Below are 11,394 nucleotides of genomic sequence, written 5' to 3'. Positions count from 1 at the left end.
GGCAATGACTGGCTGTACGCGATGCCGGGATTGGCCGCGACAATGGCAGCCTTGCGTGCGAACGGCGTACTCGCGATCTGGTCGGCGCATGCGGATCGGAAATTTACCGCGCGCTTGCGCCAAGCCGGCTTCGAGGTGGATGAGGTGCCGGTGCGTGCGCATGCCAACAAGGGTGCACGTCATCTGATCTGGATTGCGCGGAAAGCGGATCGCAAGTCGTCCGCGAAAGCGGCAGCGAAGTCAGCCCTCAAGCCGAGTTTGCCGCGTCGTCGGGGCGTTTCGAGGCGCGAGTGATCAATTCCGGGAGGCAGTATCCGTGCTGCGCGTGCGCAGGCGGGAGGTCGTCGACTTCGCATCGACCACGATATTCCAGCCCCGCGCAGTCAGCTCCTGCTGGCTGCGCAGGCTTGCCGTACCGCTGACCAGAATCGTCTTGTTTGCGCTGTCGAAGCGGTCGCTGTCGATGAACGCGGCGACTTCGTCGGTCCAGGTCAGGTAGTCAACTGGCAGCGGCAGCGTGCGCTCACCATCGACACTGTCGAAGGCAAGGCCGGCGCCAATCGTCAACAGGGTGCCCCCATTCGCGCGCGCTCCGAGGCGATGGGCGATCAAACCCAGGGCATTGACGATGTAACGTGCCTCGAGTTCGGATTGTGCCGTCATGGCGAGCTCGAGCACCGCATTGCAGCCGTGTTCGGGGCGGATCTGGTCCAGTGCATCGAGCATCGCCAACTGCAGGGTTGGCGTGAACGTGCCACGGCGCAGGAACTGACGCATCAGCAGATTGTCACTGCACCAGCGCGATAGTCGTTGCGCGTTGAGATCGCGCAATTGATCGGGGTCGAGTTTCCAGACAAGCTCATTGAGCTGACTGCCGTTGGCGATCACGATGCCGCCGATGCCGCCGATCGAAGCCACCGCGATGCTCGCAGCGTAGTGTCCGCCGGAACCCGCCCAGGCGAGTTGATCGAGGCGCTCGCGCAGGTACGGGTTGCTGGTGTACGGATCGATGCCGAGTCGTTCGGCCAGTTCGCGCCGCACCTTGCCGTACTTGAGCTGACGTTTGATCTCGCGCTCGCCCTCGGCACCGGCACGGTCGTACCAGCGGTGCTTGTTGCCGGCGCGCTTGTAGTCGGCTTGCTCGCGATCGATTTCACGCGCCTCGGTCATCGGGCCTTCACTGCGCGGATAGGGGTTGCCATCGCTGCCAAGTTCGCGCGCGGTGCGGTCGGACAGGGATTGCGCCTGGTTGCCGATCTTGCGCCGGCGCTTGCCGAAATAGCGTGCGACGCCAGCAGGAAAACCGACCAGGGTCTTGATCGGGTTCCACAACACCTGGCCAATGCCGGTGGCGGTATTTGTCGCCGATTCAGCGGCAGCGCCGAGAAAGGCATCGCTGTGGGTCAGCTGATCGAGCGCTTCGAGCGCGGGCATCTCGGCAATTCGATCGTGGAGGATTTCGATGCTCTCCGCCTCGATCGGCCCGATCCGGGTATCGATGGTGAAGCGTGCCATGTAGCCGCGGATTTCGACGTGGGGATCGACCTGAAAGCCTGGCCCCGAAAGAAGGGCAGGCTGCACGAAACTCGTCGCGCCAAGGACGGGCTCAACTTCGAACGCCGGGGTCGTCGATGCGTGCGCCGACAGGGCGAGCAAGCTGGCTGACAGAAACGACAGGGGTAGAAGGCAGCGTGACATGGACACGGTGGCAATTGGTCGGAGAGGATGAGCGCAGACTCGAAAACGGGCGCTCTGCCGTGGCGATCAGGAAGTGTATCGAAGCCGACATGAATGACGTGGGATACAACCGACCCGGCGAAGTCATGACGAGCCGTCAATGCCTCCGGTATCCTTGATTGATGAACGCTGAAATTTCCCATGATTCGATCCGCGCCGTGCTCTGGCGCGGTGACCGCCTGCGCCTGCTCGATCAGCGCAAACTGCCGTTTGCCGAGGACTATATCGATTGCATGAGCGCCGATGAGGTTGCCCGTGCGATCCGCGACCTGGTTGTGCGCGGCGCACCAGCGATCGGCATTTCGGCGGCTTGGGGCGTCGTCCTTGCCGGCCAGAGCGGCGGCGCTGCGCTGGCCGCGGCCATGCCGGTGTTGCGCGCGGCGCGACCCACCGCAGTCAATCTGATGTGGGCGCTTGATCGCATGCAGCGACGGGTTGCCGAGGGCGCCGATGTGTCGGCGTTGGAGCGCGAGGCACAAGCCATCCAGGACGAAGATCTGGCCGCCAACCGGCATATGGGCGAACTCGGAGCGGCCCTGCTTGGAAAGAAAGTCGGGGTCATGACCCACTGCAATACCGGTTCGCTGGCGACCGCAGGTTTCGGAACCGCCCTCGGCGTGATTCGTGCGGGCAGCAGCAGCGGCCAGATCGTGCGCGTGTTCGCTGGCGAGACCCGGCCCTGGCTGCAAGGTGCACGCCTGACCATGTGGGAGCTCATGCGTGACGGCATTCCGGCAACTTTGGTCGGAGACTCCGCCGCCGCGCACCTGATGAAATCGGGGCAAGTGCAATGGGTGATCGTCGGTGCTGACCGGATAGCTGCAAATGGCGATGTGGCCAACAAGATCGGCACCTACCAGCTGGCTATCGTCGCCCGCCATCACGGCGTCAAGTTCATGGTCGTGGCACCGGCTTCGACGGTCGACATGGCCACGGCCAGTGGCAATGACATCGAAATCGAAATGCGTGATCCGGCCGAATTGCTGGCGCATTCGGGGCAGCGAACCGTCGTCGAAGGCGCGCTCGCCTGGAATCCGGTATTCGATGTAACGCCGGCAGCGCTGATCGATGCCATCGTTACCGAGCGCGGCGTCATCGAGATGCCGGACGCATCCCGCATGCAGATGCTGTTTGCCTGAGTCGGCCAACGTCGGTGCCGCATTCCTCGCCTGATTCCGTTGCCGCAGCGTCGACATCGCGTCAAATGGCGCTGTTCTGTGTCGGTGGCTTCATCGGCTTCCTGATCGATGCGGGGATCGTCCAGTGGCTGGTCAGCGCGTTCGACGCTAATCCATATCTGTCTCGATTGATCTCATTTCTCGCCGCGGCCAGCGGAACCTGGTTGTTCAATCGGCGCTACACGTTCAAGCATGTTCGCCATTACGGGCGCTTCGGTGAATGGTCACGCTATGTCTTCGCCATGTGCGGGGGTTTCGCGGTCAACTTCGCGATCTATTCGAGCCTGGTTTTTCACTTTGACCTGATTCAGCGCCTGCCTGCTCTCGGTGTTGCCGTCGGTTCGCTGGGCGGCTTCGTGGTCAATTTCTCGGCATCGCGATACTGGATCTATCGACAGCGCAAAAGCTGACCGGCCAGGCCGGAATTCCGCTTTGCACTCAAGGGTTTGCGCACCCAGGCAGATTGCCTGGCGATACGTACCGGAAAGGGACGTTTCATGGTAAGATTTCGTGTTTGCGCCGCGCTGATTCCGGCACCGCGTCCCGACCGTTGCTCGGACCGTAACGTTCTGATTTACATGGAAATAATACTCAATGGCTGAGTTCGCCAAAGAAGTCATCCGCGTCAATATTGAAGACGAAGTCCGGCAGAGCTATCTCGACTACGCGATGAGCGTCATTGTCGGCCGCGCCCTGCCTGACGTGCGCGACGGTCTCAAACCCGTTCATCGGCGAATTCTCTATGCGATGCAGGAGTCGAACACGGTCTGGAATCGACCCTATGTGAAGTGCGCCCGCGTCATCGGTGACGTGATGGGTAAATACCATCCGCACGGCGACTCCTCGATTTACGATGCGCTGGTGCGCATGGCCCAGGATTTCTCGATGCGCTACATGCTCATCGATGGCCAGGGCAACTTCGGCTCCGTCGATGGCGACAGCGCGGCGGCAATGCGCTACACCGAGTGCCGTCTGGCCAAGCTCAGCTCCGAACTGCTCGCCGACATCGACAAGGAAACCGTCGATTTCAAGCCCAACTACGACGAGAAGGAGTCCGAGCCCAGCGTCCTGCCTGCGCGCATTCCGAATCTGCTGATCAACGGATCGGCGGGTATCGCCGTCGGCATGGCGACCAACGTACCGCCGCACAATCTGACCGAAGTACTGAGCGCCTGCATTGCCTTGATCGATGAGCCCGAGCTCGAATTCGAGGATCTGATGCGCATCGTTCCGGGTCCGGATTTCCCGACTGCCGGCATCATCAATGGCTCGGCCGGCATCATCGAGGCCTATCGCACCGGTCGCGGCCGAATCCTCGTACGCGCCAAGGCCGATGTCGAAGTCGAAGCCAATGGTCGCGAGACGATCATCGTCCACGAATTGCCGTTCCAGGTGAACAAGGCGCGATTGATCGAAAAGATCGCCGAACTGGTCAAGGAAAAGAAGATCGAGGGCATCTCCGAGCTGCGCGACGAGTCCGACAAGGACGGCATGCGCGTGGTTATCGAAGTGCGCAAGGATGCGATGGGCGATGTCCTGCTCAACAACCTCTATCAGCAGACCCAGTTGCAGGTGACCTTCGGCATCAACATGGTCGCCCTGGTCAATGGCCAGCCGCGTACGCTTGGCCTGCGCGAGATTCTTGACGCCTTTATCCGACATCGTCGCGAAGTGGTTACCCGGCGCACGATCTTTGATCTGCGCAAGGCGCGTGATCGCGCGCATATCCTCGAAGGCCTGACGGTTGCCCTGGCCAACATCGACGAGATGATCGAGTTGATCAAGACCTCGGCCTCCGGTGACGAAGCCAAGCAGCGCATGCTCGCGCGGCGCTGGGAGCCGGGTCTGGTGCGCGCCTTGTTGTCGGCTTCCGGCGCCGATGTGTCGAAACCGGAAAAGCTCGATCCCGGTGTCGGCCTTGGCGAGAACGGCTATCAGCTCTCCGAAACGCAGGCCCAGCAAATTCTTGAAATGCGCCTGAGCCGCCTGACCGGGCTCGAGCAGGAGAAGCTGACCGACGAATACAAGGAATTGCTGACGACCATCATCGGCCTGATCGAGATTCTTGAGAATCCGGCACGCCTGCTCGAAGTGATCCGCGAGGAACTGGTTACGCTGAGGGAGAATTTCGGCGACGCCCGACGCACCGTCATCCAGGCCAACCAGGATGACCTCAACATGCTCGATCTGATCGAGCCCGAGGATGTCGTCGTCACGCTTTCGCATACCGGTTACGCCAAGCGTCAGCCGGCCAGCACATATCGCGCGCAGAAGCGCGGCGGCAAGGGTCGTTCGGCATCGGCACTGAAGGACGAGGATTTCGTCGAGCGCCTGTGGATCGCCAATACCCACGACACCTTGCTGACCTTCACCAGCACCGGTCGGGTCTACTGGCTCAAGGTCTATCAGATGCCCGAAGCCGGCCCGCACGCGCGCGGCAAGCCGATCGTCAACCTGTTGCCATTGCAGGAGGGCGAGACAGTCCAGGCGGTCCTGCCCGTTTCCGAGTATTCCGAGGATCGCTTTGTTCTCTTTGCCACCGAGAACGGTACGGTCAAGAAGACGCCGTTGACTGAGTATTCCTACCAGTTGCAAAAAGGCAAGATCGCGATTGGTCTGGCCGATGACGATGCACTCGTCGATGTGCAGATCACCGATGGCGAGAGCGACATCCTGTTGTTTGCCTCGAACGGCAAGACCGTGCGTTTCGACGAGAACACCGTGCGCTCAACCGGACGAACCGCGAGTGGCGTGCGTGGAATCCGCCTGGCCAAGGGCGAGAAAGTGGTCAGTCTGATCGTGCGCGATGGTGACAACGATATCCTCACCGCCACCGAGCGTGGCTATGGCAAACGAACCGAGCTTGCCGAATATCCGCGCAAGGGACGTGGCAATCAGGGCGTGATCGGCATCAAGTGTTCCGAGCGCAATGGCAGTCTTGTCGGTGCCGTGCAGATTGGTGAAGAGCATGAGCTCATGCTGATTTCCAATCAGGGCACCCTCGTGCGCACCCGCGCCGCTGAAGTCGCCAAGGTCGGCCGCAACACCCAGGGCGTCACCTTGATCCGCCTGCCCGATGACGAAAAACTGGTCGGACTGGTTCGTCTTGATGCGGTCGAGGACGATGACGAAGTGATGGACGATGTGGATGGCGAAACCGATGGCACCGTAGCGACCGAACCGGTTGACGGTGATGCCGGGAGTTCGGGCGAAGAGACGCCACCCGCGGCGGAATAGGATCACCCCCGTCGAAACGGGGGCTCCTGCGGGTTTGCGGCGAATTGCATTTGCCTTTCCCGCTAACCGCTCACGGCTAACCGCTAACCGCTAACCGCTAACCGCTAACCGCTAACCGCTAACCGCTTTTATGCCGCTTGCGCCGCACGTAGAGCTGTTTGCGCACGCGGGCGATGATCTCGCCCGACGCGGTTTTCACCTCGACCTGAAACCAGCGCAGGAACTTGTCGCCATTCGCTGTGGCGACGCGAATTTCCTCGAGCGCGGATTCCTCGACCTTGAACTCGGCGAAGACATCCTCTCGTCCCGGTGCGACAAATTCGATCTCGGCAGCCTTGTCCCAGACGATATAGTCACGCCCGAGGCATTCCATCACCAGAATCATCCAGAACGCATCGGTCATCGCAAACAAACTGCCGCCGAAATGCGAGTTGACGTAGTTCCTGTTGTACCAGCGCCGGCGCAGGACAACACGAGCCCTGCGCCAGTCCGCGCCGATTTCGAGCACGCGGATGCCGCTGAACACGAACGGCGGCCACAGATTCATCATCCTTCGCAGTTTTCCGGGCCGGCTCACAAGTCTGCCTAGAAAAGCAGCGATGACATGCGGCGTCGGTAGGTGCCGACCAGTTCCGCATCATCGATACCGAGGAAGGCGGCGATCAAACGCTTCTTCGCCTGGCCGTCGTTCCAGTTGCGATCGGCCTTGAGAACGGCGAGAAACTGCTCAAGTCCGGCTTCAGTCTGGCCATCGACCAACAGACGCACGCCAAGCAGATCGCGCGCTTCAAGATCGGCAGGATCCTTCGCAATCCGCGCTTCGAGCTCGGCCGCCGATGGCGCTTCCCTGAGCAGTTCGGCGAACTCGAGTTGTCCACGAACGCGCTTGGCGCGATCGTCGGTTTCGAGATTGGCTGGCAATGTATCGAGTTCGGCCGAAGCCGCCTTGGCATTGCCCGATTGCATGAAGGCGACGGCGAGATCGAGCTTGAGTTCTTCACGCTCCGGCGAAGCGGCGATTTCCTGCTGCAGGCGGGCGATTGCCTGTTCGGGCGTTTCAGCCGGCTTCTCGGCATTGGCCTCCTCTTCGACTGCGGGTGGTGCCGGCACATGACGACCCAGCAACTCGCGAATCTCCGCCTCGGGCAGCTCGCCAGCGAAGCCATCGGCAGGCTGGCCTTCACGCATCAGGATCACGGTTGGAATACTGCGTACGCCGAACATCGCGGCGACTTGCGCTTCGGCGTCGACATCGATTCGGGTGAGCTTGAGGCTGCCCCGATACTCGCTGCTGATTTTCTCCAGCAGGCTGCCAAGGCTGATGCTGGCCTCGCTGCGCGGCGTCCAGAAGATCACCAGCACCGGCTGGGTCATCGAAGGCTGCAGCAGCTCGGCTTCGAAGTTCGCTGTGGTGATGTCGATACTTTTCAACGCGGGTGGGGCGGGAGAATCGGGCACGTTGGCTCCTTGATTTCGGAAAGTCGGTACAAGCTCGGGATGGCGGGCAGGATATCAAGTTAGCGGATTGACAGATTGACCAGACACAATGTAATCTGTAGGTTACATTATGTTCGGAGTAACTTACACAATGAAGCTGAAGCGATCCTCATTGTTCTGGTTGATAGCGCCCTTGTCGCTGACGCTCTGGCTGCTCCTGGTAACGCCGACCCGTTGGCTCGGCATTGAAACCAGTGTGCTCGGAACCGGTGGGTTGCTTCTCACCGCTTGGCTGGGCTTCTGGCTGTCGACACAAATTCCGCAGGATAAGGATTCCGCCGTATCACCGGCCGAGGTAAGGCAATGGGTGGCTTTGCTGTTTACCGCTGCGATCGCGGCGTTTTTCATATTTCAGGCTGATGTCATCCTGCGCGCACAGAACCTTGCCGATCTACGCGGGGTAGGCCGCACCTTTGCAATGCTGATCATCGGCTGGCTGATCTTTTCGTCGTTGCTGCGCCAGCGCGCGCGCGCCGGGGTGCAGGAGGATGAGCGTGACCGTGAGGTGCAGATACGGGGCGATCAGTTGTCACACGGTGCGATCTGCGTATTCGTCATTGGACTCGCGCTGACCCTCGGATTGTCACCGTCCGACCGGCTCGGTTTCGCCACGCCGATCGCTCTCGCCCATCTATTGATCTTCGGTCTGGTGTTGGCGAACCTGATCAGCTGTGTCGCCTGCATCTGGCAATATCGCCGGGCTGCGACATGAGCGGTACGCCGGTCGGCAATCATATCCGTCGACTGCGCTTTGATGCGGGTGAGTTGACCCAGAATGAACTCGCCGAAAAAGTCGGCATCACCCGACAGACCGTAATCGCCCTGGAGGCGGGCAAGTACGCGCCCTCACTGGAGTTGGCATTCCGCATTGCCCATGCCTTCGAGCGCCCGATTGGCGAGGTCTTCTTCTGGGAAATCTGACCACGCTGGTCGGCGATTGATCGATGCCAAGGCGTCGCGAGCTGCCCTGGCGGACAAGGCCAGGGTCAGGGGTTTCAGCTATTTACGCGAGCGCTTCGCGGGCTTGGCGGCGGGTCTGGCTTTTGCGCTGGCTTTGCCTTTGGCCTTTGAAGGGGCGCCGGCTTTCGATTTTGTCGCAGTTTTTGCCTTTGCCTTCGCCACCGGCCTGGCTTTTGACTTGGCCGCAGGCGCCGGATTCGGCTTCGCTGAAGTTTTGTGCGTTGGCGCGGAGGCGGAGGCCTTGAGGAAGTCCGTCACGGCTGATGTCTGGAACTGCATCGCATTGACGCCGAGCACCGCCATCGATTGTTGCTGCCACTCGGCAAAGGCCTGTTTGAGCCCTTCGGCGAATTCGGTCTGGCTGCGAACTGACGATTCGAACGAGCCTTGCAGTCGACTGGCGCCACTCTGCAGTGATTTCCAGAAATCCTCACCCGGCATGGTCGAGAGAGAGGCCCAATCGTTGCTGGTCAGCAAGCGTTCGGTCTGCGCCAGCGTGCGCTGAATGGCATCGCTGGTGCCGGCTGCACCGGCCTGCATCCAGCGCTGCCGGTTCTCCTGCAGCAGCGCGCCGATACGCATGACGAGTTCGAGATTGGCCTTGTACAAGGCCATGGGAGTCTTGGAATCAATGCTCATGGCAGTCTCCTGTCAGCGGGTTCAGGAACACCCGCCAAGCATCGCACAAGATGAGGTCAATCAGCTCGACGGCCTGGATCCTCATTCGCTGCCGTTCAGTTGGTGGTCGGGGCAGCGCCGCCAGTAAAGACCTGCCCGCCCTTCATGACAAACATGACGTGCTGCATGACAGTGATATCGCTTAACGGATCGCCCTTGACGCCAATGATGTCGGCGAATTTGCCGACTTCGAGCGAACCCAAATCCTTCGACTGTTTGAGCAGCTCGGCGGCATGCGTGGTCGCGGTCTGCAGGACGAAGACATTCGGCATGCCGGCCTCGACCATGTATTCCAGTTCCTTGGCGTTCTGGCCGTGCGGATAAACACCGGCATCGGTGCCGAAAGCGATCTTCACGCCCGCCTTGTAGGCCTTGCCTGCCGTGGCCTGGATCAACGGGCCGACTTCCTCGGCCTTGCGCGCAACCTGTGGCGGGAACCAGCCTTCCTTGGCCTTTTCCTCAACGTACTTGCCGGCAATGATCGTTGGCACAAACCAGGTGCCGTGCTGCTTCATCAGCTTCATGTCGGCATCGTCCATGTAGGTGCCGTGTTCGATCGAATCGACACCGGCGATGACCGAGCGGCGGATCGCTTCGGCACCATGGGCGTGGGCGGCGACGGTGAATCCATAGTCGTGCGCGGCAGCGACCACGGCCTTGATCTCCGCGATCGTCATCTGCGCATTGTCGGCGCTGCTGCTTTCATCGAGCACGCCTCCCGAAGGCATGATCTTGATCACGTCGGCACCATCCTTGTAGTGCTGGCGAACAGCTTTCCAGGCATCTTCCGCAGAGTTGATGATGCCGTCTTTCGGGCCCGGATCACCTTCAAGATCCGCGCGGAATCCATTGGTCGGATCGGCGTGGCCGCCGGTTGTACCGATCGCCCCGCCGGCCGAAAAAATGCGCGGACCCGGCACGATGCCCTGATTGATCGCATCGCGCAGGGCGATCGAGGTATTGCCGTCATCGCCGAGATTGCGCACGGTGGTGAAGCCGGCAGCCAACGTGCGTCTCGCGTAGACCGTGCTGCGAATCGCATCGTCGGTCGGGTTCATGCGGAACTTGTCGCTATAAGTCGATTTGCTGAACTGCATCGTCAGATGGGCGTGGCTGTCGATCATGCCGGGCATGCAGGTCATGCCGGGGATGTTGTAGTCCGCTTGCAGTTTTTCTGGAACCACATGGCCATCCAGCATCGAGCTGATGCGACCGTTTTCGATCAGAATCGTGGTCTCGCCGCGCATCTTGCCGCTGTTGGAATCGAAAACCTTGGCGCAATGCAGAACAACGGGGCCGGTGGCTACCGGCGCAGCCATCGCGCTCGCCCCAAGCAGGCCGAAGGCGGCTGCGCAGATCAGTCGAGAAGTCATGTGTTTCCCCTTGGTATGAGCGGATCGGTGAGCAGCGGCGGTCGCCAGAGGTGGAAATCGACGTGCCAGAACTCCTTGTTATAGCGCGCAGGCCGAACACAGTAAACCGGACTTTCGACACGGGTGTGCGGTGCCGTGGATGGCGCGAATGCGCCCGCTGCGCTAGTCTGACAAACATTTTTTGAAACGCTGCCGGATCCCGGCTGAATCCCGAACATGACCGAAAAAAACTACGATCCGCAGGCGATTGAAGCCGCTGCGCAGAACTTCTGGACCACGACACGCGCCTTCGAGGTGATCGAGGATTCTACGCGGCCGAAATACTTCTGCCTGTCGATGCTGCCGTATCCGTCCGGTGCCCTGCATATGGGCCATGTGCGCAATTACACGATCAGCGATGTAATCAGCCGCTATCAGCGCATGCTCGGCAAGAACGTATTGCAGCCGATGGGCTGGGATGCCTTCGGCTTGCCTGCCGAGAATGCGGCGATCGCACGCAAGACTGCACCGGCGAAATGGACCTACGCCAACATCGAGCATATGCGCGAGCAGTTGCAGGCGATGGGCTACGCGATCGACTGGTCTCGTGAGTTCGCCACCTGCAAGCCCGATTATTACGTGCATGAGCAGCGCATGTTCACCCGGCTCATGCAGAAAGATCTGGTCTATCGCAAGAACTCGATCGTCAACTGGGATCCGGTCGACCAGACCGTACTCGCCAATGAGCAGGTCAT

11 protein-coding genes and 1 pseudogene are annotated in these 11,394 nt (G+C 60.7%); 7 read left to right on the top strand and 5 right to left on the bottom strand.

The window, feature by feature from the left end; all coding sequences use genetic code 11:
- A pseudogene (locus tag VFN25_RS04060) lies at window positions 1-294 on the top strand (hypothetical protein); the annotation flags it as partial.
- Here VFN25_RS04060 and VFN25_RS04055 read toward each other — a convergent pair.
- Window positions 295-1,698, bottom strand: coding sequence for a hypothetical protein (locus tag VFN25_RS04055; protein WP_325139090.1), 1,404 nt, complete (start codon window positions 1,696-1,698; stop codon window positions 295-297).
- 161 nt (window positions 1,699-1,859) lie between these two features.
- Between VFN25_RS04055 and mtnA the strand changes: the two genes are divergently transcribed.
- The 3 genes from mtnA (at window position 1,860) to gyrA (ending at window position 6,152) form a co-directional block, all read left to right on the top strand.
- On the top strand, window positions 1,860-2,876 hold the full coding sequence (gene mtnA / locus VFN25_RS04050) for an S-methyl-5-thioribose-1-phosphate isomerase (protein WP_325139088.1): 1,017 nt from the start codon (window positions 1,860-1,862) through the stop codon (window positions 2,874-2,876).
- Between the two features lie 65 nt (window positions 2,877-2,941).
- The gene (locus tag VFN25_RS04045) at window positions 2,942-3,325 is read left to right on the top strand and encodes a GtrA family protein (RefSeq protein ID WP_325139086.1); all 384 of its coding nucleotides are present in this window, start codon (window positions 2,942-2,944) and stop codon (window positions 3,323-3,325) included.
- Window positions 3,326-3,509: 184 nt separating this feature from the next.
- Window positions 3,510-6,152 (top strand): DNA gyrase subunit A, encoded by a 2,643-nt coding sequence (gene gyrA / locus VFN25_RS04040; protein ID WP_325139084.1) that lies wholly within the window; start codon window positions 3,510-3,512, stop codon window positions 6,150-6,152.
- A 118-nt stretch (window positions 6,153-6,270) separates the two neighbouring features.
- Here gyrA and VFN25_RS04035 read toward each other — a convergent pair whose 3' ends face one another.
- Window positions 6,271-6,702, bottom strand: a complete 432-nt coding sequence (locus VFN25_RS04035) for a DUF4442 domain-containing protein (RefSeq protein ID WP_325139082.1) — start codon at window positions 6,700-6,702, stop codon at window positions 6,271-6,273.
- A gap of 35 nt (window positions 6,703-6,737) precedes the next feature.
- Entirely contained in the window at window positions 6,738-7,610 is an 873-nt protein-coding gene (locus VFN25_RS04030; protein ID WP_325139080.1) for a tetratricopeptide repeat protein, read from the bottom strand.
- A gap of 130 nt (window positions 7,611-7,740) precedes the next feature.
- On the opposite strand from VFN25_RS04030, the gene VFN25_RS04025 reads away from it, so the two are divergent.
- Together VFN25_RS04025 and VFN25_RS04020 are read left to right on the top strand one after the other, a co-directional pair.
- Window positions 7,741-8,361: a hypothetical protein gene (locus VFN25_RS04025; protein ID WP_325139079.1), complete on the top strand. Its 621-nt coding sequence runs from the start codon at window positions 7,741-7,743 to the stop codon at window positions 8,359-8,361.
- Window positions 8,358-8,570 carry a helix-turn-helix transcriptional regulator gene (locus VFN25_RS04020; RefSeq protein ID WP_325139076.1) on the top strand — a complete coding sequence of 71 codons (213 nt, stop codon included), beginning with the start codon at window positions 8,358-8,360 and terminating at the stop codon, window positions 8,568-8,570. Before VFN25_RS04025 ends, VFN25_RS04020 begins: the two co-directional genes overlap by 4 nt.
- 78 nt (window positions 8,571-8,648) lie before the next feature.
- Here the strand turns inward: VFN25_RS04020 and VFN25_RS04015 are convergent, their stop codons facing one another.
- Together VFN25_RS04015 and VFN25_RS04010 are read right to left on the bottom strand one after the other, a co-directional pair.
- Window positions 8,649-9,248 (bottom strand): phasin family protein, encoded by a 600-nt coding sequence (locus tag VFN25_RS04015; RefSeq protein ID WP_325139074.1) that lies wholly within the window; start codon window positions 9,246-9,248, stop codon window positions 8,649-8,651.
- Between the two features lie 95 nt (window positions 9,249-9,343).
- Window positions 9,344-10,660, bottom strand: a complete 1,317-nt coding sequence (locus tag VFN25_RS04010) for an amidohydrolase family protein (RefSeq protein WP_325139072.1) — start codon at window positions 10,658-10,660, stop codon at window positions 9,344-9,346.
- 216 nt (window positions 10,661-10,876) lie between these two features.
- Between VFN25_RS04010 and VFN25_RS04005 the strand changes: the two genes are divergently transcribed.
- The coding region (locus VFN25_RS04005; RefSeq protein WP_325139070.1) for a class I tRNA ligase family protein at window positions 10,877-11,394 on the top strand (518 nt) is incomplete at its 3' end.

Source organism: Dokdonella sp. (assembly GCF_035703485.1).
GTDB lineage: Bacteria > Pseudomonadota > Gammaproteobacteria > Xanthomonadales > Rhodanobacteraceae > Dokdonella.
This window is presented reverse-complemented; position numbering and strand designations above follow the sequence as displayed.